17 protein-coding genes and 5 pseudogenes are annotated in these 23,172 nt (G+C 69.5%); 9 read left to right on the top strand and 13 right to left on the bottom strand.

Annotated elements, in window-relative coordinates:
• Nucleotides 1-149: 149 nt before the first annotated feature.
• Together H1D24_RS35240 and moaA are read left to right on the top strand one after the other, a co-directional pair.
• Complete coding sequence (locus tag H1D24_RS35240) at nucleotides 150-920, top strand: SDR family oxidoreductase (RefSeq protein ID WP_181661793.1); 771 nt, start codon at nucleotides 150-152, stop codon at nucleotides 918-920.
• A gap of 401 nt (nucleotides 921-1,321) precedes the next feature.
• Nucleotides 1,322-2,311, top strand: coding sequence for a GTP 3',8-cyclase MoaA (moaA, locus tag H1D24_RS35235; protein ID WP_309484564.1), 990 nt, complete (start codon nucleotides 1,322-1,324; stop codon nucleotides 2,309-2,311).
• Nucleotides 2,312-3,085: 774 nt separating this feature from the next.
• Here the strand turns inward: moaA and H1D24_RS35230 are convergent.
• A complete protein-coding gene (locus H1D24_RS35230) occupies nucleotides 3,086-3,748 on the bottom strand; it encodes a TetR/AcrR family transcriptional regulator (RefSeq protein ID WP_181661791.1) in 663 nt (220 codons plus the stop codon).
• Nucleotides 3,749-3,860: 112 nt separating this feature from the next.
• On the opposite strand from H1D24_RS35230, the gene H1D24_RS35225 reads away from it, so the two are divergent.
• Nucleotides 3,861-4,421 carry an NAD(P)H-dependent oxidoreductase gene (locus tag H1D24_RS35225; protein WP_181661790.1) on the top strand — a complete coding sequence of 187 codons (561 nt, stop codon included), beginning with the start codon at nucleotides 3,861-3,863 and terminating at the stop codon, nucleotides 4,419-4,421.
• Nucleotides 4,422-4,731: 310 nt separating this feature from the next.
• Here H1D24_RS35225 and H1D24_RS35215 read toward each other — a convergent pair.
• The 3 genes and pseudogenes from H1D24_RS35215 to H1D24_RS35205 all read right to left on the bottom strand — a co-directional run.
• Nucleotides 4,732-5,320 (bottom strand): annotated as a pseudogene (locus tag H1D24_RS35215) (IS6 family transposase); the annotation flags it as partial.
• A 44-nt stretch (nucleotides 5,321-5,364) separates the two neighbouring features.
• Nucleotides 5,365-5,631 carry a hypothetical protein gene (locus H1D24_RS35210; RefSeq protein ID WP_181661789.1) on the bottom strand — a complete coding sequence of 89 codons (267 nt, stop codon included), beginning with the start codon at nucleotides 5,629-5,631 and terminating at the stop codon, nucleotides 5,365-5,367.
• 235 nt (nucleotides 5,632-5,866) lie between these two features.
• Nucleotides 5,867-6,397 (bottom strand): MBL fold metallo-hydrolase, encoded by a 531-nt coding sequence (locus H1D24_RS35205; protein ID WP_181661788.1) that lies wholly within the window; start codon nucleotides 6,395-6,397, stop codon nucleotides 5,867-5,869.
• 685 nt (nucleotides 6,398-7,082) lie between these two features.
• Here H1D24_RS35205 and H1D24_RS35200 point away from each other — a divergent pair.
• Together H1D24_RS35200 and H1D24_RS35195 are read left to right on the top strand one after the other, a co-directional pair.
• The gene (locus tag H1D24_RS35200; protein WP_181661801.1) at nucleotides 7,083-7,805 is read left to right on the top strand and encodes a pyridoxamine 5'-phosphate oxidase family protein; all 723 of its coding nucleotides are present in this window, start codon (nucleotides 7,083-7,085) and stop codon (nucleotides 7,803-7,805) included.
• A gap of 1,061 nt (nucleotides 7,806-8,866) precedes the next feature.
• On the top strand, nucleotides 8,867-9,076 hold the full coding sequence (locus H1D24_RS35195; protein WP_181661787.1) for a hypothetical protein: 210 nt from the start codon (nucleotides 8,867-8,869) through the stop codon (nucleotides 9,074-9,076).
• 364 nt (nucleotides 9,077-9,440) lie between these two features.
• Here the strand turns inward: H1D24_RS35195 and H1D24_RS35190 are convergent.
• A pseudogene (locus H1D24_RS35190) lies at nucleotides 9,441-9,731 on the bottom strand (integrase core domain-containing protein); the annotation flags it as partial.
• Between the two features lie 69 nt (nucleotides 9,732-9,800).
• Here H1D24_RS35190 and H1D24_RS35185 point away from each other — a divergent pair.
• Nucleotides 9,801-10,562 (top strand): annotated as a pseudogene (locus tag H1D24_RS35185) (transposase); the annotation flags it as partial.
• Here the strand turns inward: H1D24_RS35185 and H1D24_RS35180 are convergent.
• The 6 genes and pseudogenes from H1D24_RS35180 to H1D24_RS44240 all read right to left on the bottom strand — a co-directional run.
• Nucleotides 10,551-10,919, bottom strand: a pseudogene (locus H1D24_RS35180) (IS110 family transposase); the annotation flags it as partial. The pseudogenes H1D24_RS35185 and H1D24_RS35180 sit on opposite strands and share 12 nt — an antisense overlap.
• Before the next feature lie 754 nt (nucleotides 10,920-11,673).
• The gene (locus tag H1D24_RS35175) at nucleotides 11,674-12,726 is read right to left on the bottom strand and encodes an MASE1 domain-containing protein (protein WP_309484562.1); all 1,053 of its coding nucleotides are present in this window, start codon (nucleotides 12,724-12,726) and stop codon (nucleotides 11,674-11,676) included.
• Nucleotides 12,723-13,589: a PP2C family protein-serine/threonine phosphatase gene (locus H1D24_RS35170; protein ID WP_181661786.1), complete on the bottom strand. Its 867-nt coding sequence runs from the start codon at nucleotides 13,587-13,589 to the stop codon at nucleotides 12,723-12,725. The genes H1D24_RS35175 and H1D24_RS35170 overlap by 4 nt, the downstream gene beginning before the upstream one ends.
• Nucleotides 13,590-13,923: 334 nt before the next feature.
• Nucleotides 13,924-14,340 (bottom strand): roadblock/LC7 domain-containing protein, encoded by a 417-nt coding sequence (locus H1D24_RS35165; RefSeq protein WP_181661785.1) that lies wholly within the window; start codon nucleotides 14,338-14,340, stop codon nucleotides 13,924-13,926.
• Complete coding sequence (locus H1D24_RS44245) at nucleotides 14,225-14,971, bottom strand: ATP-binding protein (protein WP_374064466.1); 747 nt, start codon at nucleotides 14,969-14,971, stop codon at nucleotides 14,225-14,227. Before H1D24_RS44245 ends, H1D24_RS35165 begins: the two co-directional genes overlap by 116 nt.
• 567 nt (nucleotides 14,972-15,538) lie before the next feature.
• Nucleotides 15,539-16,244 (bottom strand): annotated as a pseudogene (locus tag H1D24_RS44240) (nitrate- and nitrite sensing domain-containing protein); the annotation flags it as partial.
• 666 nt (nucleotides 16,245-16,910) lie between these two features.
• On the opposite strand from H1D24_RS44240, the gene H1D24_RS35155 reads away from it, so the two are divergent.
• Entirely contained in the window at nucleotides 16,911-17,789 is an 879-nt protein-coding gene (locus tag H1D24_RS35155; RefSeq protein WP_181661784.1) for a DUF5131 family protein, read from the top strand.
• Between the two features lie 498 nt (nucleotides 17,790-18,287).
• Here H1D24_RS35155 and H1D24_RS35150 read toward each other — a convergent pair whose 3' ends face one another.
• Together H1D24_RS35150 and H1D24_RS35145 are read right to left on the bottom strand one after the other, a co-directional pair.
• Nucleotides 18,288-20,345, bottom strand: coding sequence for an ATP-binding protein (locus H1D24_RS35150; protein ID WP_220137600.1), 2,058 nt, complete (start codon nucleotides 20,343-20,345; stop codon nucleotides 18,288-18,290).
• 256 nt (nucleotides 20,346-20,601) lie between these two features.
• Entirely contained in the window at nucleotides 20,602-21,105 is a 504-nt protein-coding gene (locus tag H1D24_RS35145; protein ID WP_181661783.1) for a MarR family winged helix-turn-helix transcriptional regulator, read from the bottom strand.
• Between the two features lie 385 nt (nucleotides 21,106-21,490).
• On the opposite strand from H1D24_RS35145, the gene H1D24_RS35140 reads away from it, so the two are divergent.
• Together H1D24_RS35140 and H1D24_RS35135 are read left to right on the top strand one after the other, a co-directional pair.
• Nucleotides 21,491-22,066, top strand: coding sequence for an NAD(P)H-dependent oxidoreductase (locus tag H1D24_RS35140; RefSeq protein WP_181661782.1), 576 nt, complete (start codon nucleotides 21,491-21,493; stop codon nucleotides 22,064-22,066).
• A gap of 97 nt (nucleotides 22,067-22,163) precedes the next feature.
• The gene (locus tag H1D24_RS35135; protein ID WP_181661781.1) at nucleotides 22,164-23,108 is read left to right on the top strand and encodes an NADP-dependent oxidoreductase; all 945 of its coding nucleotides are present in this window, start codon (nucleotides 22,164-22,166) and stop codon (nucleotides 23,106-23,108) included.
• The last annotated feature ends 64 nt before the right edge of the window (nucleotides 23,109-23,172 follow it).

Genomic DNA, 23,172 nt, shown 5'->3' with positions numbered 1-23,172 from the left:
TGGCAGAAGCCGCATCGTGGCTCAGCGCACTGCCCCGGCCCACGTGCTGGATGACGTACCCGTGCAGACACCGTCGCATCGCTGAGTCCGCTCGCTATCCGCCACGAGCCGACGCGATGTTTCCGCCGCACCGAACGAGAGGATCCAAGATGAGCGCCAACGACGATGCCTTCACCGGCAAGGTGGCCTTCGTGACCGGAGCCGCATCCGGCATCGGCCGCGCCACCGCCCTCGCCTTCGCCCACGCGGGCGCCGGCGTCGCACTCACCGACCTCTCCTCAGTAGGGCTCAAAGAGACCGCACGGCTCATCAAGGAAGAGGGCGGACAGGCCCTGGCCCTGACCTGTGACGTCACCAACGAGGCTGAAGTGAAGTCCGCCCTGGACGACACCGTGCGGGCATTCGGCCGCCTCGACGTTGCCTTCAACAATGCCGGGATCGAGCAGCCGGTGAAACCCGCCGTCGACATCACCAAGGACGAATGGGACCGCGTTCTCGGCGTCAGTCTCACCGGCACGTTCCTCTGCATGAAGCACCAGATCCTCCTGATGCAACAGCAGCGGTCTGGCGCCATCGTCAACGCCTCGTCGGGCGCAGGCGTCAAGGGCTTCAAGGGCGCGGCGGCCTACACCGCGGCCAAGCACGGCGTCATCGGCCTGACCCGTTCGGCCGCCCTCGACTACGCGGCCTCGGGCATCCGTATCAACGCCATCTGCCCCGGCACCATCGACACCCCCATGCTCAGCGACATGATCGCCAAGGGAGAGCTCGACCGCGCCGAGGCCGAGGCCAACCAGCCCATCAACCGCCTCGGCACCGCCGAGGAAATCGCTCAGGCAGTCCTGTGGCTGTGCAGCCCCGGGGCCGCCTTCGTCATCGGAGTCGCCCTCCCCGTCGACGGTGGCTACGTCGCCCAATGATGACAACCAGCGGGAAGACGTGAGACAGGAACTGCTCGACCAGGCCGCCAACCGCACGGGGCACCGACATCACCCACAACGCTCGCCTCGGACCAGAGGCGCCGAAGCCGACCGCCGGGCCCGGCAGTTGAGGACGGCGCACCACGCTGGGCCCTCGCGGAACACGTCGCCGTGCCAGCGCACTTCGCCGTCAGGTGACGGCATCATCCACCACCGCGTACTGCACCAAAATGCGCTTACCGCCTCAGCTCGACGCTGACCACGCGATCGTCATCGGGCCGCGGTCGGCCGTGGCCATCGGTGTTGTTCGTGACGAACCTGAGATCGCCGGCCATTGGGTGAGAGCACGCAAGGCCGCCCACAGTCGGAGAATCGTTGATCGGCGACAAGAAAGGGCCCATGTGCTCATCGACACCTACGGCCGAGTGGCCACCGACCTGAGAGTTTCCCTGACGGACCGGTGCAACCTGCGCTGCACCTACTGCATGCCTGAGGAGGGCCTGCAGTGGCTGGCCAAGCCCGACCTGCTCACGGACGACGAGGTCGTCCGCCTGGTCGACATCGCGGTCCGGATGCTCGGCATCGAAGAAGTCCGTTTCACCGGCGGCGAGCCCCTGCTGCGCCCCGGCCTGGTCGGCATCGTCGAGCGGGTCGCCGCCCTCACCCCCCGCCCTCAGATGTCGCTGACGACCAACGGCATCGGCCTCAAGCGCACGGCGACCGCGCTGAGCGCAGCGGGCCTGGACCGGGTCAACGTCTCCCTGGACACCCTTCGTCCGGGCGTCTTCAAAGCCCTCACCCGCCGGGACCGCCACAAGGACGTCCTGGAGGGCCTCCAGGCCGCCCGCAAGGGCGGCCTGACCCCCGTCAAGGTGAACTCGGTCCTGATGCCCGGCCTCAACGACGACGAGGCCCCTGACCTCCTGGCCTGGGCGATGAGGCACGGCTACGAGTTGCGCTTCATCGAGCAGATGCCCCTGGACGCCCAGCACGGCTGGACCCGCGAGGGCATGGTCACGGCCGACGACATCCTCGCCTCCCTCCGCAGCCGCTTCGACCTGGCACCCGAGCGTGCGAACGAGCGGGGTTCGGCCCCGGCGGAACGCTGGCTGGTCGACGGCGGCCCTCACCGCGTCGGCGTCATCGCCTCGGTCACCCGCCCGTTCTGCGCTGCCTGCGACCGCACCCGCCTCACGGCCGACGGGCAGATCCGCGCCTGCCTCTTCTCCACGAAGGAGACAGACCTCCGCGCGGCCCTCCGCTCGAACGCCCCTGACGAGGAGATCGCCGGCATATGGCGTCTGGCGATGTGGGGCAAGAAGGCGGGCTCGGGCCTTGACGACCCGACGTTCCTGCAGCCGGAACGCTCCATGTCGGCAATCGGCGGCTAAGGGCTCGCAGAGAATCAACGTGTTGCTTACCCTGAGCGAGCTCGTTCACGTGGTGTACGCATACCTGAAGAGACTCGAGAGCAACTCGCCATCAAGTTCGGGGTGTTGTTCCCGCATCTGGACGTCTGGACGAGCGACAGCGGCGGCTGATGATGGGGCCGAGGCCCGGATCCTGGGCCATGGCGGTATCCGGGCGGTCGCGCGCGGCCCAGGTCAGCTTCTCCCGCAATGTCAAAAGGAGAGCAGGACTGGGGAAGCTGGTCGGCTGTCAGTTCGCCGGTGCTGCTGGTTGATCAGGGTCTCTCGCACCCTGCTCCTCCTGTTTCAAAACCACCGATTTGCGCGATGCGGTGCGCATCGGACCTGCGACGGTGAGTTGCCCGGACGCGAGAGCCGCCGGTCACCTGTGGCGGTGAGTTCTGCGTGCTCAAACTCACCGGCAGCTGCGGGAGCATGCGCACTCACCATCTGGCCGCACTCCCCGCACGGTGCGCAGGCGGGACGAACTCACCGATGCGCACTCGTGCGTGCACACTCGCCACGTGCTGCGCATTGCGCACGCACAGACGTGGCCACCCCTGAAGGAACAACGTGCGCATCCGCGTTGATCACCGAGGAGGCTGGTGAATGAGCGGCACGCCACCTCCTCGAAGACGGCGAACTGCCGACCGGCGTCGTGGCGTTCAACGACCGATGCGCCATCGGTATCCCGGCCGCCCTCGCAGAGCCGGCATCGATGTCCCCGCCGTGACGGCCGCGGTCGTCAGGACGGCTTCACGGCGTCTGTGCTGCTGCCGTCAGGCGGGCGACAAGGTCGTACCAGCCGGCTTCCAGGCGTTCGAGCGGCATGCCGCTTCGGGTGAGCAGATGGTGCACCAGGGCGGGGTCGAGATAGCTGAGCAGGCTCTGCGCCAGCAGTTCGGTGTCGCCGCCTGCCCCGGTCTGGCGCAGCAGCATGGCGACATGGGTGAGGCGGAGGCGGTGGGCGGGCACGGTGTAGTTCCGGGCGGCGTCCGTCCGGGCGGCCACGTACAGGTCGTCGTGTGCGTGTTCGTGGCGGATGACGGCCGGCCCGAAGGCGCGCAGGCGCTCCATTGCTGGGGCGTCGGGGCCCAGCGGGGGTGGGCCCGCCATGAACGCGGCCTGGAATTGCTCCTCTCGGTGGGCCAGGAGGGCCTGGAGGAGGCCGAAGCGGTCGCCGAAGCGCCTGAACACGGTGCCCTTGCCAACCTTCGCGGCTGCGGCGACGGCTTCCATGGTCAGGTTTGCCACCCCGCCCTCGGCCACCAGGCCGGCTGCGGCCTCGAGAAGGCGCGCGCGGTTGCGCGCCGCATCGGCACGCAACTGAGGCTGCTCGCCGTTCGAAGCCAGACCGAGCTCCGTGCGTCCGTCCGGGAGATCGCGCGAGTCGAGGGGTGGAGAGGGCGAGGCGGTCATTGCCCCAGCGTAGCGCCCACCAGAAGAACTGGACCACGGTCCGGATAAGTGCTACAAAGTTGAACCGGACCTCGGTCCGGTAATGCTGATCCTTCTTCTCAGGAGCTCACCCATGTCTGTACGCATCCTCGCGCTCGTCGGCAGCCTTCGAGCCGGCTCCCACAACCGTCAGTTGGCCGAGGCCGCCGCCAAGCACGCCCCCGAGGGCGTCGAGATCGAGCTGTACGAGGGTCTTGCCGACGTGCCCTTCTACAACGAGGACATCGATGTCGAGGACGGCGCACCGGAGGCCGCCGCCCGGCTGCGGGCCGCGGCCGGTCAGGCCGACGCCGTCCTGCTGTTCTCGCCCGAGTACAACGGCACGATGCCCGCCGTGCTGAAGAACGCGATCGACTGGCTGTCCCGCCCGTACGGTGCCGGCGCGATCTCCGGCAAGCCGGTCGCCGTGGTCGGCACCGCCTTCGGTCAGTACGGCGGTGTCTGGGCGCAGGACGACGCCCGCAAGTCCGCGGGCATTGCCGGCGGCGCCGTCCTGCAGGACGTCAAGCTGTCCATCCCCGGCTCCGTGACGCGCTTCGCCGACACCCACCCCGCCGACGACGCGGAGGTCGTCACCGGGCTGACCGAGGTCATCCAGCAGCTGACGGCCCAGGCCGCCCCCGCTGCGGCCTGACCGGCCAGGACGGAGGCGCCGCGGCGCCTCCGTTCTGCTCAGTGGCACCCTCGCCGCCGCGACGGCGTCAACAGAGGACGCCGGCTGGGCGAAGCATCCTGGAGGGGCGCCCGCCGCCGGGCCCGGGTCGCGGCCATCCTCGGCCAGGAGCACGCCGAGGACCTGCCGGTCGGCGACCGGCTGCGGCGCTACCTGCGGGAGATGGCCGACCTCAACGTCGCCTCCCGCGTGGAGACCACCGTCCTGATGGACGCCTCCGCGCGCTTCGGCCGACTGATGCAAGACCCGTCCTTGGAGATCAAGAGGTGCCGTTGAAGGCGGACAGGAACCTTTGTGCTCCGCCGGGCGAGCGGAAGCGTTTCATCGCCCGTTCCCGCTGCCGCGTCGGCTGATGCGAGTTCTCCGCCCGGTTGTTCAGACACCTCGAGGACCGGTGCTCCACGGAGGGCATCACCTCGCGGTGGGCGGCGCCGTAGGAACGGAGCTTGTCGGTGATCACCACCCGCGGCACGTACCGGAGATTCTTGAGCAGGCGGCGGAAGAACTTCTTCGCGGCCTTCGCGTTGCGCCGGGGCTGGACGAGGATGTCGAGGACGCCTCCGGCCTGGTCGACGGCCCGCCACAGGTAGTGGACCGTCCCGTTGTCTTGATGAAGACCTCGTCCATGTGCCACTTGTCGCCCGGGCGGGGACGGCGCCGACGCAGCCCGTTCGCGTACTCCTGCCCGAACTTCGCGCACCATCGGCGCACCGTTCGTAGGAAACCGAGATGCAACGCTCCAGCAGGAGCTCCTCCACCTCACGGAAGGACAGCGGGAAACGGTGGTACAGCCACACACCGTGGGCGATGACCTCCACCGGGTACCGGTGTCCCTTGTACGACGGCGCTGAACTCTCCACGGCCAGGCCCCCCACGCAGCCAACCCGAAGTTCATCCCACGTCGTCAGCCAACGTGACAGCGCCGCTCCACGAGCTTGCGCACCGACGCACGTTCGCCCTGCTGCCTCTCGCGGGCGAGGAGCTTCGACAGGGTCTCCTGGTCCATCGGCTGAACGGCCGGGGCGGCAGGCGCGGCGGATGGCGGGGCCGCGGGGTCGGGAAGCTGGTCGTTGGACGCGTCGGTGGGGTCCGCGCTCAGTATCGGGAAGGTCGGGCGGCCATCCCGCCGGTAGCCGACGGGCGTACGGGGATCGGGCAGCAGCCTGTCCATGCGGATCCAGTCCTCCAACAGCACAGCGCCCCGCGCCGAGGATCAGTGTAGCCACAGCGCCCGCCCGACACGGGAGACCCGGGACAGGCACAGGTTCCGTGATCATGTTGCGATGCTCTGTGACCATCGGAAGGCCTGTGCCAACGCTGCGATCGCGGCGGTGAAGTTGGGAACAACGAGGCTGTTTTGACTTCCGGGACGGATTGGCCCGGTCTGCCGAAGACCTGGCCTCTCGTCACGCCGTTGCAGCGGCCGCTGCCCGCAGGGCGCCCGCCGCGTCGTGCGGGATTGGGTCGCCGTGCCCGAAGACTGCTCTGTCGGTCTCCAGCTCAGCCGGGCGGTGCAGCGACGCAACGGCCCGGACGTGGTCGGTGTTGAAGACACCCAGCATGGTCCGGCCAGCGTTTGCGAAGGCATCGCCGGTGAACAGCACGCCCGGACTGGGCAGGTGGAGCGCGATGGGCCCGTCCGTGTGCCCGGGCACCGGGACCACCACCACCGCCCCGCCGCCGAACTGCAGCACATCGCCGTCCCCCACCTCCCGGTCCACCCGGCACGGCGGAGCCGCGGAAGCGTCGCCCGGATCGGCACCTCGAACTCCTCGAGTATGGGCGGCGCTCTGGCCATCTCCCCACGGATGACGGGTGCCTCCACCCGGTGCGCTACTACCTCCGCCCCCGTGCCGGGCGGCCAGTTCGGCGGCCGAGCCCGTATCGTCCTCGTGCCAGTGCGTCAGCACGATCCGCCGCAGTCTGGCATCCAGCACTTATCGCAGGAGATTTCCGACCATTCACGGCTGACCGAATAGAAGGGGAATTTTCTCGCATGCGGTCAGTACCGCATGAATCGGGGGTTTTGCGGACGCGCAGGGAAGGGGCCCCTTGTGTACCCCTCCTGGCCGGGTATGGTCTGAGGTCGGCTCGGCCATGCAGTTCGGCCCGTGGCGCGCCTGCGACGCCCATCAGTCCGGGCCGCGGGGCTTGACGCAGCGGCGTAGAGACCCCCACGGGGAGCGGCATCCCCTCCCACCGGATACGGCACGACTCCATCGAAGAACTGGCCGCGGCTACGCCCGGCCAGGGCACAACCGTCTGAAGGAGACACAGAGCAACGTGGAAGGCCACGTGAACCTGGACGAGCACACGGGCCCGGACCGGAACGAGGACCCGGAGCGGAAGCAGACCCCGGGCCCTGCCCCGGCGCAGGGCGCTGGGCTGGAGCCCAGTCCCGAGGGGTCCGACGCAGGGCGCCCGGGAGTGGACACGCGGCCGCTCCAGGCCAGGCCCGACGGCGCTAAGGGGGTCGCGTCCAGGACCGAAGGCGCCGACCTGGCCCACGGCGACGGTGCTCCGATCCAGCACCAGCGCGCCCTCGTACCGCGCGGCCGCCACGCCCGGCCCTCCCGGCCTGACCGCCCGGGCGGTGACGGCGAGCACCGGCTCCAAGAACGCATGGGCACCACCGACCGCGCCGACAAGTTCTACGACGAGCAGGTGCTCGACCGGCTCAACCTGCGGATGCGGGAGTTCGCGGCACGGCAGGAGATGTTCTTCCTGGCCACGTCCGACCGCCACGGGGAGTGCGACAACACCTTCCGGGCCGGCCCTCCCGGCTTCATCCAGGTCTTGGACGACAGGACGCTGGCCTACCCCGAGTACCGCGGCAACGGCGTCCTCGCCAGCCTCGGCAACATCCAGGAGAACCCACACGTCGGCATTCTCATGATCGACTTCCTTCAGGACCGGATCGGCCTCCACGTCAACGGCCGGGCGCGTATCGTCCCCGACGACGCAATGCGCCGCGCACGTCCGGACCTGCCGGTCGACCCGGTGCCCGGCCGCCGGGCGCAACTGTGGGTGGAGGTCACGGTGGAGGAGGCGTACATCCACTGCGCCAAGCACATTCCGCATCTTCAGAAGGTCCCGGCGCGCGGAGGCCGCGCGTGGGGCACGGACGACCACAAGCGCAAGGGCGGTGACTTCTTCGGCGCGGCGGCCGAAGCAGCCAACCGTGCTCCGTACCAGGGCCCGCGGCGCGAGGACGGAGTTCCCCCGTCCTGGGAACGCGAGGGGACAGAGGTCTGGCAGCGCGAGGCGGAGAGGGTGCTCGCCACGGCGGCGCGGCAGCAGGGCGCCAGTGCGGAGGAGGAGCCGTTCCGCGGGTGGTTCTGCTAGACCAGACCCGTCAATGCGCCATGAAAATCCCCCTCTGAGCAGGGAAACAATTGGCCCCGTGGTTGCAACTTGCGACGCTCACGAGTTCGAACCTTGTATGATCCACAGCCACTGACTAGCGGATAGCCCGACCGGAAGACGGTCGAGGCTCGGTAGGGCACCCACACCGGCCGCCAGCACCTGGTACCCCTTGTCGGCCCAGCAGTGCAGACCCCAAAGGCCAAAGCCGACTCCGTACGCCGAGACCAACAGGCGTGGAAGCGGCTGCCCGCCGCGGATCTGCCGGACGGGCCCGGCACCGCGGCCAGCCCCTACGGCGACGTCGGCCGGTACGCCCCGGCTCTGGTGGAGCGGGCCGAGGCCGCGAACGCAGAACGCCCTCGGACAGCAGCCCCGCTTCGCCGCGGCCGAGGTGAGCACCCCCGGCAGAGCCCGTGCCCGCCACTCCCGCGTGGCCAGGCGCAGCGACGAAGGCGCTAACCACGCGGGGTCGCAGCGAGCGCAGGAACTCCGTCCCGAACGGCTTTGACTCGCTGTCGCCGACCCTCAGTCCGAAGATCTGGCGGTGTCCCGCTCGCGGAGATTTCCGGGGGACCGGACCGGCATGGCGCATACGATCCGCTACCGATCGAAAGCGGTCAGTTCCCGTGATGGAGCGGCAGGCCGCCTCCAGCGAATCTGCACGCCGTATGCTCAACCGCGGCAAGGTGTGCGATCGATCTACACAAAGGCTCGTCGCACGATGCTCTGTTGGCCCGGAGTGTCCCGTTAGGGATCGCGGTGGCAAGACCAGTCACGCCCAGCGCCGTGTGACGTGTGGAGAAGTCACCCCCAAATCGTGTGCACCCCTGCACGAATGAGTCGCCCTTACGTTGAACTGCCATGGCGAGAGCGATGGTTGGTTGGATGCCCGGCGGAGCTCCGTGCTTTGATCCTTTGCACCGCGGGGCACGCGAAGGTTTCCGGAAACGGGTGCCGCACGCCCGCGGTCGAGGCCCGCTATCTGTCCCCAGCGGGGCCACCCCCCCTTGTGGATCATCCATACGAAGGGAAGTTTCATCATGAACTCCGCTCCCCAGGTTGAGACCCTTGAGATCTCCGACGCTGAACTCGACAACATCTCCGGCGGCCTGAGCCCGCACGCCAGCGTCGTCGCCGGCCCCGCCGCGGTCAGCGACTCTGCTGTCCTGGCCCAGGTCGACGCAGCCAAGAACGAGGTCCTGAGCGCCGCCGGCCAGTACAACCACGCCAGCGTCAGCGTCTCCTTCTGATAGGAGGCCCGAACTCGGGCAGGGGGCACTGTCCCCCAAGGGCACCCGCCGCGCGCAGGCGCGCGGCGGGTGCCGCCACGGAGTCCGGCACGCTAGCGACGGTGAACAGCACGGCCAGCAGCAGTCCCGACGTGTCGATGACGATGCTCCGCTTCCGACGATCTTCTTCGCCGCGTCCGCGCCCTGGCCAGGGGCGGGCACGCTGGTGGACTCATGTTGCTCGAGACGCCCGAATGGTGATTGCGTCGTGCCGACGCGGTGACGGCCAGTCACCACCCAGTGTCATGCCCGTAGTCCCCAACACTTGGAGATCGTCGACCCGGCGCAGCAAAGGGACTGCTGCATGATCGGGTGACAGCGGGGTTTATGCAGCAAGAGCTGCGGGTGGGGTCATGATGGTCGCGTACTCGACGGGGGTGAATCGGCCCAGGCGTCGTTGCCGTCGGCGCCGGTGGTAGCTCCGCTCGATCCAGGTGACGATCGCGATCCGCAACTCCTGGCAGGTGGCCCAGGTACGGCGGTCGAGGACGTTCTTCTGCAGCAGTGCGAAGAAGCTCTCCATCGCGGCGTTGTCGCCGGCGGCCCCGACCCGGCCCATCGAACCGACCAGGCCATGCCGGTTGAGTACGGCGGCGACCTTGCGGGACCGGAATTGCCCGGGTTCAACCAGTCGTAGCAACACGCCTGATCAGAGAGGTGTGTTATGGGGCGACCAGCGGGTTGGATGACGGAGTTGACGGGACGGTCGCCGATGAAGTCGCCGGGGCGGCCCTCGACCCGGCGGGAGATCGAGCGGCTGTTCTGGGGCGAGATCGCCAAGGGGCTGACCAGTGAGGACGCGGCGGTCACCGTCGGAGCGGCCCCCGCGGTGGGAACCCGGTGGTTCCGACATGCTGGCGGGATGCCGCAGATCAACCTGACTGTCTCGGGCCGCTACCTCTCGTTCGCTGAGCGAGAGGACATCGCTCTGCTCCGCGTGCAGGGTGCCGGAGTACGGGAGATCGCCAGGCGGCTGCACCGGTCACCGTCGACCATCTCGCGGGAACTGCGCCGCAACGCGGCCACCCGCGGCGGCAAGCTCGAGTACCGGGCCTCGGTCGCGCAATGGAAGGCCGACCTGGTGGCACAGCGGCCGAAGGAAGCGAAACTGGTCGTGAACCACCGGCTGCGGGAGTATGTCCAGGACCGGTTGCTGGGCGTGATCCGCGCTCCGGACGGCACGGTGCTTCCCGGGCCGCAGGTTCCCGAATGGAAGGGGCGCAACAAGCCGCATCGCAACGATCGCCGGTGGGCGAACGGGTGGAGCCCGGAGCAGATCTCGGCCCGACTGAAGATCGACTTTCCTGAGGACAAGTCCATGCGCATCAGTCACGAGGCGATCTACCAGGCCCTCTACGTCGAGAGCCGCGGCGCTCTCAAGCGTGAGCTCGTGGCCTGCCTGCGCACGGGGCGCGCCCTGCGTGTTCCGCGCGCACGGGCCCGTGCGGTGGACGTCCGCGTCCGTCCTCAGGATGTTGGCCAGGTTCATCGCGTCGGCATGGTCGGACTTCGCGCGGGCAGTGCGGTGCCGTTCCCGGTAGCGGGCCACTGCCATCGGGTTGATCGAGTACACCCGGCGGCCGGTCGCTCGCAGGCAGGCGAACAGCAGTCCTCGTGCGGTCTCCACGGCCACAGGTATCGGGTCTTCCGGAGTGTCGCCGGTCTCCGCCAGAAGGTCGAGCAACTGGCGGTACCCGTCCGCGTCGTCGCCGATGCGCCGCTTGGCGACCAGCTTCCCTGCCTCGTCGACCAGTGCAACGTCGTGGTGTTCCTCGGCCCAGTCGATCCCGCATGTGATCGTCAACCTGATCGCCCTTCTCCGGTGTTTGCCCAGTTCATGAGCCTGCGCGGGGCGCGCCGCGACCTAATGGGAGGGCTCGGTGGCCCGACATCCGATGAGCAGTTCGCGGCCCCAGCTCACCGCGCGGACCCCGGTCTCTGGACAGAGCTCGAGGCTCGCGTAGTGAGGAGAGGTGCCCGTGCGGACGGCTCAGGCCACGATCATGACGCCCCCGCGAGGGGCATAGCGGCGGAGCCCTCTGCCTGTGGTGAGGAGTCCGGCTCCAGGTCTTGAGTAGGGGTCACCCGCCGCCGTGCACTGCTATTAGGTCATGAGCCTTGTTCCTGAGACAGGCGTAGAACCTTGTCCTAAGGCTCTGAGTCTCGGGTCATCGACGCTTGCCAGCGCGACGACCTTGCCCCATCGACGAGAGCCTGGAAGCAGGCGCGGCAGCTCGAGCCCGTTCGCGGTGGCGGTACGGCTGAGGTACGAGGCGTTCGTCTCGCCGTGGATCAGCGGAACCGTGATCGGCAGATCCTTTCGGCGTGCAACTCGGACAAGACCTGAAGCTGGGGTTCGTGAACGGCAGTGGGCAGGCGCATCTGACGGTCACCGCCACATGGAAGCCCGGGGGTGACCGATGCGAGGGTGCATAGCCAGGGACGCGTACCGTGCCTCGCGTGACGCGGTCCAGGGCGGGCTCCCTGCACCGGCTTCAGTGCAAGGTACTGGTACGCGCGACTGCTCCGCCGCCCGCCGTACGCAGCCGCACACGTCTCTAGCGTGCGCCCTCGGGACCGGCCCCGTTGGTGTCGTCGGTGGGCGGGGTCTCGCCGGACTTGCGTGGGGGCGGCCTGCGGTGCGTGGTGTCGACGGGGCCGAGTTCGGCCACGAGTTCGGCCAGCTGCCCGCAGACCTGTCTGATCTCCTGCTGGGTCCGGTTCCGCTCGGCGATGATCACGGAGAGCAGCAGGGCGGTGAGCGCAGTTGCGAGGTTGAACGCCTGGAAGGTGATCACGTTGAGGACGGGCTCCCGGTGGGCGAACGCGCCGGTTCTGTTGGCGAGCGCGATCATCACCAGCGTCGAGATAGCCAGCTGGCACGGCGCGGCTCCGGCCAGCTGGAAGCGGAATGCGGCCCAGATCAGGCAGGGGAAGACCATGAAGAGGAAGGCGGAGATGTTCACCGAGAGCGCGGCGGCGATCGTGGCCCCGGCGAGCGCCCACGCCTCGACCCAGTGCAAAGCCGTCACGCCGCGGGGGAGCCGGACGCTGCGCAGCACGAGGAGTAGCGGCGTGACGACGAGTACGCCCCGTGCGTCATCGGCCCACCACACCGACCACCTCGGCCAGAAGCCACTTGCCGGCAGCCTGCCGGTGAGCACCAGCGCGCTGCTGCCGATCGTGGCGCTGACCACCATCCCGGCCAGCGCGCCAAGGAAGATCAACGCGAGCACGTCCCGCAACCGTTGTGCCGCGACGTGGAATCCGGCGCGGTGGAGGAGGTGGTAGGCGCAGATCGGGGCGAGGGTGTCCCCCACCGTGATCGCCAGCACGGCGGGGACGGACGGGCCGGCTGTGACGTTGGCGCAGAACGCTCCGATGGCGATGCCCGGCCACATCCGCAGGCCAAAGAGCAGCAGGGCGGCCAGGGCGAAACCGGCCGGTGGCCACAGCGGGCTGATCCCGCCGGGGGATAGCTCCTGGGGCAGGCCGAGCTTGGCGGCGCCGACGTAGACCGCGGCGAGGGCGAGGATCTGCAGGCTGGTGGTGACGTGGCGCGGCAGCCTGCCGTGACGCACTGTGCGCAGGGCGTGCGCCGTAGCGGTCACTGGGGGACTGCCCTGTCCGGGAGCGAGCCCTTCGAGGGGCCGTCGTAGCAGGCGACGAGGACGGCGGCGTCGTCGCTGTGGCCGGTCAGGTCGGCCACCTGGACTACCTGGGCGGCCAGGTCGTCGACGCCGGTGTCGATACCGGCGCTGACCATCCGCATCACCTCGTCGAGGCCCCTCTCGAGGGGACAGGAGGGGCCCTCGACCACTCCGTCGGTGAGCAGGACGAAGATGCAGGGCTCGGTCAGCCGTCGCCGGGACACTGGATACTGCTCGGCGGACTGGATGCCCAGGGGCAGCCCGCCGTCGTCCAGGGCGACACCGCACCTGCCGGTGGCGGTGGCCCAGACTATGGGGACGTGCCCGGCCCGGGCGGCGGCCAGCTCGCCGGTGCGTGGGTCGAAGCGGACGAAGGTGCAGGTCGCGAAGAGCCCGCAGCCCATGGACAGCAGCAAGTCGTTGGTGCCTTCCAGCACCTCGCCGGGGTCGGTGGTGGTGTGCGCGATGGCCCGCAGCCCGGTGCGGACCTGTCCCATGAACGCCACGGCCTCCACGTCGTGCCCCTGCACATCGCCGATGGCCATCGCCACCGAGCCGTCCCGAAGGGGGAAGGCGTCGTACCAGTCGCCGCCCACGCCCAAGCCGCCCCGCGCGGGCGTGTACCGGGCGGCGACCCGGAATCCCGGCAGCCGATCGGGCAGCTCCGGCGGCAGCAGATACCGTTGCAGCGCCGCGGCCAGCTCCACCCTTGCCCGCTGTAGTTTGACCCGCTCCAGAGCCTCACCCGCAAGATGCCCCAGCGTGAGCAGCTGCTCTGCCGCGCTGTCGGGGCCCCCGGGAAGGGGGAAGCGGCGTCGGCTCATAGCGACTCCGGAACGGTCGGATTCCCTTCATGTCACCTTATCGCCGGTGAGATCCGTGGTGCTGGTCCGTCGTGCTGTTCAAGGTTGGACGAATCTGACCAGACGCTCTCTGCGAGAGAGCCACACCCATCTCTATGTGCCACCGCTGGCGGGCCAGCCACTCCTCCAGCTCTTGCCAGCGTTCGGCGAGCAGGGCTGCGTGGTCTGCGGCTGAGAGGTCCTTGATGCTCGTGAGGTCTTTGGCCTCCTCATTCGCCCAGTGTGTCCGTGACGCCTTTCCCCATTCTCAAGACCGGACCCGGACGCTACGAGGGAGCGGCATCGGTCTCTGCGGTTACCCTCCGATCCGGGCGGATCGCAGTTCGAAGACGAGTTGGGGGGTCAGCAGTTCCCCAGCCCGGTCAGCGAGTACCGCCATCTCGTATCCGACAAGGCCCAGGTCGCATCCGTCCGCGGCCAGTACGCCCAGGCAGCTGCCGTCCCGGATGCGGCCCACCATGAGAAAGCCGGCCAGCATCTCGATCATCACGAGCTTCATGCCCTGGAAGCCGTGTGCACTGGCCGCGTTCTGGGCCAGGCTGGTGATGCCGGAGACCACGGCGGCGAGGTGGTCGGCGCGGTCGCGTCCGAGTCCGTCAGATGCGGCCATGAGGAGACCATCGGAGGAGACTGCGATGGCGTCGGTCACCCCGTCGGCGGTGCGCACGAAGTCGGAGATGAGCCAGCCGAAGCTGTGGACGGTGGTGGTCACGATGCGGTGTCCTGTCTGGTCTCGGCCCGGGCGACGCCGGCGCGGAAGCCGTTGAGTAGGGAGGAGACGTGCTGTGGGGTACGCGGTGCGGGCGCGGGTGGGTGGCGCTGCTCGGGCTCCGCGGCCGCGGCCAGTAGCCGCGGCGGGAGGCTGACGAGCGCGGAGACGCCGCCGCCGGGGTGTCGAAGAGTCGGACCTCGGCGTTGAGGCGGCGGGCGAGCTGTCCGACGACGTAGTGGCCGAGGAAGCGGGTGGGGGCCACAAGGAAGGCTTCTTCGCCCGCCAGACGTGCGTTGCAGCGTTCGAGGTCGGCTGCCGACAGGCCTATGCCGTGGTCGACGACGGCGATGCAGTAGTCCTCGCCGTCGGTCCAGCCGTGGACATCGACCGGCTCGTGGGGCGGCGAGAAGGTCAGCGCGTTTTCGATCAACTCGGCAAGTAGATGCGCGAGGTCCGCGACGACCGGCCCTCGTACCCAGCAGTGCTCGACGTCCGCGACGACGACGCGCTGGTACTGCTCGACCTCGGCGAGGGCGGACTGGACGACCTCCCGGCCGCTCGCCGTCACCGTCCCCGGACGCGGGGTGTGCTCGCCGACCAGGACCAGCAGGCTCTCGGCGTTACGCCACATGCGGGTGGCGAGGTGGTCGAGTGCGAAGAGCTCGGCCAGGGCATCCGGGTCGAGTTCCTGGCTCTCCAAGGCGGTGATCAGACCGAGTTGGCGACGGACGAGGCCTTGGTTGCGGCGGCCCAGATTGGCGAGGGATTCGGAGGTGTTGCGGCGCAGCAGGGCTTGCTCGGCGGCCAGTCCCACCGCGGTGCGTTCGACGTTGTGCAAGGCGTCGACGACCTTGGCGATCTCCTGTGCGTTGCTGGACGGCCGGTTCTCGGCCGCAGGTGGTAGGAGTGCGTGCTCATTGTCGGCCTTGGCCCTTTGGATGTGTTCGACGGCTTGCGGCAATCGGTGGCGGGCGACGCTGTCGGCCTCGGCGGCGAGGGCGTCGAGGGGTCGGGCGATGGAGCGGGAGGCCAGGACCGCGGCCGCCGCGACGAGCGCGGCGACCAGCAGCCCGAGGGCGAGGTAACCGCCCAGTCCGGCAGCGGCGGTGTCGGTGAGGTGCTCTGCCCGGGCCCGTGTGTCCGCGCCGACGTGCTGCTGAACCGCGTAGAGGTCGTCGACGAGCGTGGTCATCGCGTTCCACCAGCCCTGCGGGTCGACGCGCAGGGCCGAGCCATCGACGCCGCCTTCTGCTTGCCGCTCGAAGGCGGCGGCCCGCTTGGCCGCAGACGTCGAAAAGGCCTTGTCGAGTGCGGACTGCTGTGCGGGGGTGGCGACTTGGCGGTATCGGGCGAGGGCGGCCACACGGGTCGCCCGCACCTCGGTGAAGTCCAGGTCCTCCTGGCCCAGGAAGGCTCCGGCGGCGAACACGCCATTCAGTGAGCCGCGTTCCAGGGCGACGGATTCCTTCGCCGCGGCCAGGGCCTGCAAGGCAGCAAGGCTATCGCGCAGCTGCCGGTGGCCGCGGGTCGCGGTGTCGGTAGCGGGGTCCTCGGCATTGAGGGCGGTGATGGCCGCGGTGTAGAAGTGCAAAGTGGCCGCCCGGTCCGCCTGGCCGGAGTCCACGTCGGCCCGAACGGCGGTGAGCCGGTCGAGCCGATGCAGCGCGTCGACCACGGGTGGACTCGGCGCGCAGACCCGCACGGGCCGAGTCGACCTGGTCGCGCTGCCCTGCGAGCTGCGCCCGGTAACGGCCGGCGCCTGCGAGCAGGCCGTTGGTCAAGCCGCGTTCCCGCTGGAGTTCGTGGACCAGGCCCTGGATACGCAGAGAGAGGTCGACCTCGGCCCGGGTCGTACGAGCGTCACCGAAAGCCTCGGCCCGGCCGTCGACCGCAAGGCCGAGCATGACCAGCAACAAGCAGGTGGGCACGGTGAAGACGACCGTCACCCGGCCACGTAGCGTGCGCCACCCGGGCAGCGGTCGCCCGCCTGTCCACACCGCTGCCCATCGTTTCCGGCGCGTCATGCGCCAGGAGGGTAGCGGCATAGAGAGAGAAATCGGTTTCCCTGCCGTAAGCCCTAAGACCGACCGGCAATTGGAGGGTGGGAGAAGGAGCGGGGTCTGGTGCGTGCAGCTGCAAGGCGGAGGAGGGAGTGATGGCGGAGCCATCGCGACCGACGACAACGCGGCAGATGTGCGTGCCAGACCCCGCGACGCCACCCTCCAATTGCCGGTCGGTCTAAGTTGCGTCGACTTCACGGCTGCGGCCCGGGCGGAGAGGACACGGCACGGCGTACGGCGCGGGCATAACGGCTCTCGGCCCGCGTCTGGCCGCGCCCCGCACGGCGGGGCCGCTGCCGGAGATCCTGGCGGCCGTCAGCAAAGGGTGAGCGGGCCGCGGGTTCGGCGAAGGGGCAGCGGCCGCGGTCGGCTAGGGGTGAGCGGTGTCTCCGGGGCCAATTCGGCGAGCACCTCCGCCACTGTCTCCCATTGCCAAGTCACCGGCGTCGCCTTCTTCGTCAAGCTTCTCTGCACCAAGCCGAAGATCCTGGTCGCTATCGGTGGTGCGCGGTGAGCACCGGAACGGCTATCGAGTGGACCGAGGTCACCTGGAATCCAGCGACCGGGTGCGATCGCATCTCGCCGGGCTGCGATCACTGCTATGCGCTGACCCTGGCGAAGCGGCTGAAGGCGATGGGTCAGGCAAAATACCAGCGGGACGGTGATCCGCGGACCAGCGGTCCTGGGTTCGGTGTCACGGTGCACGAGGACGCCTTGTTCGAGCCGCTGCGGTGGCGTCGGCCGCGCAAGGTGTTCGTGAACTCCATGAGCGACATCGGCCACGCCCGTGTCCCCACGGAGTTCGTGGCCAGGACCTTCGCGACGATGGCGCTGGCACCACAGCACCAGTTCCAGGTACTCACCAAGAGGCCCCGGCGTCTGCGTCGTCTGCTGGAATCGCAGAAGTTCGTGGACACGGTCTGGACCGAGATGGAACGGTTGTCAGAGGACGATGCCGTGCCGCTGGCCAGGCCCGTACGCGAGGACGTGCGCAAGCGTGTGGCCAACTGGAACGCCTTGAGTTCGTGGCCGCTGCCCAACGTCTGGATCGGCACGTCGATCGAGTCGGATGAGTACTGCTGGCGGGCTGATGAGCTGCGGGGTATCCCTGCGGCTGTCCGGTTCTTGTCGCTGGAGCCGCTGCTTGGGCCAGTGCCGTCGCTGGAGCTGTCGCGGATCGACTGGGTGATTGTCGGCGGCGAGAGCGGTCCGGCTCACCGAGCGCTGGACTTGGCCTGGGTTCGCGACATCCGAGACCAGTGTGTCGATCTTCGGGTGGCTCTGTTCTTCAAGCAGGTCGGTGGGCTGACCCCGAAGGCCGGCGGCCGCCTACTCGATGGCCGGACCTGGGATGAGTATCCCGACACAGCGGAGATGGTGGGGGTGTGACCCAGATGTGCGTCAAAGAGCCCCTGGGGGCCCTCGAGTTGCTGACACCCCGCTTGCGCGGAAAGGGGAGCTCAGCCGGTCCTCAAGGTCCGCGGACAGCGGCGCCGTCCTCCTGCTCGGAGACCCTGCGCCGCCCCGCTGCCCGGTCGCTAGCCCCCGGTGTTGCTCAATCGTGCTCAGCACTGCCCACGGGAACCTCTGGTGTGGCTTGGATTCCGGTCCAGCAGCAGGGCCCTCGGCCGGCGCGGGTACCGGCGCTGTCGCCGTGGCCCTGCGCCGAGACCTTCAGGCGTCATGGGCCCGGGTGAAACCGCCCGCAGAGTGGTCATGTTCGAGCGCAACTGCCCCCGGCCAGCACGCCGGGTTCGCGGACCAACGCCTCGAGGGAGGCAGATGAGGGTAGGGATGAAGGAGTTTCTTCTTGTCCGCCATTGAACGACAACGAGTGGCAGTACGCGCTTCTCGCGGCGGACGTTGCCCCGCGGTACTGCGGTGGCCTCACTCCTTCGGAGACGAGTGTGCCGGGGTCGGTGTGGATGTCGTGGCCGGTTGACGCAGCAGTTGTTCGATGAGGCGTTCCTTGGCCAGGGCAAGGTGGCGCCGGTAGGTGCCGTAGGGCACCCCCAGTCGTCGGGCGGCGGCCTTGTGGGTGCGCAAGGCCGTGATGTAGGTGGCGGTGAGAGCCTCGTGGGCTTTGACGCCCGCGGGGTCGGTCTGTATCGCGTCCAGGGCGGTGGTGATGGCGCCGCGCAGGTCCGCGGTCGGGTCGGGTGAGCCTGGTGTCACGAGATGGGAGTGCAGCAGGACGCTGGTCGCGAATTCGCGTGAGGTGTGCCAGGTGCGCAGCGCCTCGAGCACGCCTTCCTCGAACGCGGCGCGCGGCAGCTGGTCGCCCGGGCCGCTCGTGGAGGCGGTTGCAGGCCATGTCGCTACGGGCGTGAGTGCGGTGCGAGCCCGGTGTTGCACCCACTGTTCCACTGTTTGCCGTCGCCAGTCCCGGCCGAAGACGTGCTGTCGCAGGCCGCCGACGTCCACGGCCGCGACCTTCGGCATCCCGGCCTTGGCGAGGTAGCGTCCCCACAGGTCGGCGTCTTCGAAGACGGTGAAGGTCACCGCGCGTCCGTGGCTCCTCATCTCCTCGGCGATGGTGCGCCGGCTGATGAGGTCCATCAGGGGTGAGGGCTGCTGGTGCCCGCCGGGCTGCACCGCGAAGCGGCGGATGCCCAGGTGCTCGCCCGGTCCCAGGGGAGCGGCCGCCTCCACGAGGTCCCAGACTGCTGCGATCACCGGGTCCTCGGCGCGGTCCTCGGGCAGCGGTGCGTCCAGCCGCAGGATGGCCATGAACGACACGGGTGCGGAGGAGCCCGCGTAGCGGTGGACGCGGAAGGCCTCCGGCTGGCGGCGCAGCCAGTGTGCGACCGCAGCTGCCGATGCCGGGCCCTCGGCCTCCTCGGCCATGCGCAGCACGCCGGGCACGTCTTCGGAGCGGAGCGGAGTGTCCTCGATGTGGGGGTGCGTGCGGTAGTTGTACAGCCTGTCCGGGCCGCCCTGGTCGCGGAAGAGGAACATCCATTCCGCGACTAGTAAGAGCGCGTCGTCGGCGGTGGCGGAGCGCACGGCGTGCAGGCCGGCGAGCGAGATGCGCGCGCGGACGTCGTCGTAGCGCTCGGGGTCCCGCCAGCGCAGGTCGGCCTCGAGGGTCGCCCGCACCGCGTCGTGCGGGTGCAGCCCTTCAGGCGTGGCCTCGATGTAGGGCAGCTGGCGCAGCCAGGAGAACACCGTGTTGGTGTCCTGGTCACCCAGCACTTTGCGGAGCAGGGGCTCGCGGGTGACGTAGGCCTGCGCGACGACTTCGAGGGCGCGTCGGTGGACGGCGCTGGGCACGTCGCCGACCAGCCGCTCGACCAGGGTCGTCAGGATGTCGCCGGTGGGGTACCACGGTGCGCCGGGTGCGGCCGGGGGCACGGAGGCGGCCAGCGAGAGGGCGAGCGGGCTGCCTCCGGCGAAGGCGACGAAGGCGCCGCGCTGCTCGGCGGGGACACCCCGGGCGGCGAGCAGGGCGTCGGACTGGGCGGCGTCGAGCGGCTGCACGGCCAGTGCGGTGAACAGTTGCGCCCATCCAGGGTCCAGCGACCAGTCGGCGTCGGGGGCGACTCTGCTGGCCACAACGACGATCGCATGGTCGGCGAGCCGCAGCAGGAAGGTGTCGCGCAGCCATGCCTCGAGTGGCTGACACTGCTCGAAGGTGTCGATGAGCAGCACCGCGCCGGGTTCGGTGCACGCCGGGGCGGCGGCCTCCTCGAGTCGGCGCGGATCGGCGTCGAGGAACCGTCCGTCCACGTGCACCACGCGGCGGCCGGTGAGCTCGGCCTGCCGGGCGGCATAGCGCACCAGCGAGGACTTGCCGATGCCACCGGGGCCGTGCAGGTACGCCACAAACGGCGCTTGCGCCGCGCCCGAGAGCATCCGGTCGAGCACCGCCCGCTCCGGCTCCCTGCCCACCAGCGCACCGGCTCGTGCCGCGGCCAGCCGGCCCGCCAGGCCCCTCGCACCCAATCCGGGCTCCTCTCGTCAGGCCCATCTTGCCGTCGAGGATCCGATTGATGAAGCGCTTTCGACGTGAGTAGCACCGAGCGCGGGGCAGCACCCGGGACGGAGAGCGCTGCTCGCATGTATGCAGCACCGACTCGACGTCGTCCGGGTGCTACGCCACAGTCCCTGTCCTCGGCGTGGCTCGCCGATTCTTCCCACTGGCCCCACGTTGATGAGCGGGACGTGTCGTGGTCCCTTCTGCGTGGCCTGGGTCGGATCCTTATGCTCCGCCTTTGCGGCGGCGCGGCGCGGCCGAGCGAGACGGCATCGAGCGCATGTGGTCGCGCACCGGCGCCAGCAGGCCGGCGAGAGCCTTGACGTCGTCGCGCGAAAGCGGCTCGAACAGCAGGCCGCTGACTACCTCGACGTGACCCGGCAGCACCTTCGCAAGCAGCGCACGCCCGGCATCGGTGATGGTGACGGTGATGCTCCGCTCGTCGTCCGGCGAGGGAGCGCGGACGACCAGGCCCTCCTTTTCGAGCAGATCCACCTGGTATGTCAGGCCGCTGCGGCTGTAGACGACGCCGTCGGCCAAGTCGGTCATGCGGTGACTGCCCGTCGGCGAGTCCCCGAGGCGGGCCAGCAGCTGGAACTGCACATAGCTGAGATCGCCGGCCTCGCGCAGCTGCTGCTCGACGGCATGCCGGAGCAGGCTGGTCACCTCGATGAGGTCGAAGTAAGCGCCGAGCTGCACGGGGTCGAGCGACGGCGGTGAATCAGGCATGACCGAAGTCTACTGCTTCGAATTCGAAGAGTGTGGGGTGCCGACTTCCAGTTGCCGCAGGCGGCGCTGGAACCGAACTTCTCCGCGTGTCTCGATGCCATCCCGGCCGGGTGTATTGAGCCGGACGCGAGGGTCTCACGGGTCTGATGTCGTGACCTCGTGCGCGCACGGTGTGGGCAGTGTTGAACCCGGCTGAGCACCGCAGAACATGGAGATCGGGCAGTGGTGCGGCGCAGGGTTGCGAGCAGAAGGACGGCGCCGCCGCCCACAGATCTCGAGGACCGGCCATGAACGTCCCCTACCTCGCGCAACATCGTCCTCGGCCCTCCCCGGTGACGGCACGACAGGCCGGCCGCGAGGAGGAAGCCATGAACACGATGCCGGGATGAGCACCGCCGCGTGGAGTCCGGTGTCCTTGGCCGTCCTGTGTGCCGGCGTCGGCTACGGGCGCCCGACCCGCTTGCTCGCGGACTGGGTCGCGGAGGCTGTGTGCCGGTCACTGGCGGCTGGTGGTGCGCGCGCCGAGGTGGAAGTGCTGGAGCTGCACCGGCTGGCGGCCGACCTCGCCCAGCACTCCGCCCACGACCGCGTCAGCCTCGACCTGCGGGAGGCGATCGCGGCGGTCGTGGCGGCCGACGGGCTCGTGGTGGCGACCCCGGTGCTCGCCGCCTCCCCGAGCGAGGTGTTCGACTTGTTCTTCGCCGTCCTCGGGGACAAAGTCCTTTCCGGCATGCCGGTGCTGCTGGCGCTCAACAGCGGCTCCCGCTGGCGGCCGCCGGACCTCGCTCAGGTGCTACGCAGGCGCCTGGCCAGCGTGCACGCCGACCCGGTGCCCACGGTCGTCGTCGCCGACCCCGCCGACTGGCCGGCCACGGCTCACAGCGACGCGGCACGGCTGCGCGCCTGCATCGACCAAGCCTCCGCCGAACTCGCCGTGGCGATGCGCTCGCACCGGCAGTGACCGACACCACTTGCTTCGAATTCGAAGCAGAGGTACCGTCATCAACAGTTGCTTCGAATTCGAAGCAGCATCGACCGCAGTGAAGGTGAGAACCGAAATGAAGGCAGTGCGTTTCCACGAGTACGGCGACCCCGACGTCCTGCGCTACGAGGACGTGGAGCAGCCCGTCCCCGGGGCCGGTGAGGTCCGCATCCGCGTCGCCGCGACGTCGTTCAACTCCGTCGACGGCAACATCCGCGGCGGCTTCATGCGCGGCCCCATCCCGGTGGTGCTGCCGCACACTCCCGGCCTCGACGTCGCCGGCACCATCGACGCGCTGGGCGAGGGCGTGGACGGCATCGCGGTCGGCGACGACGTCATCGGTTTCCTGCCGATGGACGGGAACGGCGCCGCCGCGCAGTACGTCCTCGCGCCGGCCGAGGTCCTGACGCCGGCACCCAAGAGCGTCCCGCTGCCCGACGCCGCCGCACTGCCACTCGTGGGCCTCACCGCGTGGCAGGCGCTGTTCGACCACGGCAAGCTAACGGCCGGGCAGCGCGTGCTGATCAACGGCGCCGGCGGAGCGGTCGGCGGCTACGCCGTGCAACTGGCCAAGGGAGCCGAGGCCCATGTGATCGCCACGGCCAGCCCGCGCAGCAGCGAGGCGGTCAAGGCGGCCGGCGCCGATGAGGTCATCGACCACACCACCACCGGGGTGACCGCGGCGGTGACCGAGCCGGTCGACGTCGTGCTCAACCTCGCGCCGGTCGACCCGGCCGAGCTGGCCGCGCTCGTCACGCTGGTCCGTCCGGGCGGGGTCGTGGTGAACACGACGGTGTGGATGCCCGCGCCGGCCGACGAGGAGCGCGGTGTGCGCGGCATCGACCTGTTCGTCCGCAGCGACGCCGACCAGCTGTCGCGGCTGGTAGCGCGGATCGACCGCGGGGAGCTGCGCGTCGACGTCGCCGAGCGGGTGCCGCTGGCCGAGCTGTCGGCGCTCCACGCCCGGGCCGCCGAAGGCGCGGTGCACGGCAAGGTCATCGTCGTCCCGGCCGCCGCCTGACGCCGATCCTCCGCCGAAAGGAAAGGGCCATGGCACTCAGTTTGGATCCCGAAATCGCCCAGGC

It is taken from the genome of Streptomyces himalayensis subsp. himalayensis (genome assembly GCF_013778455.1).
Lineage (GTDB): Bacteria > Actinomycetota > Actinomycetes > Streptomycetales > Streptomycetaceae > Streptomyces > Streptomyces himalayensis.
This window is presented reverse-complemented; position numbering and strand designations above follow the sequence as displayed.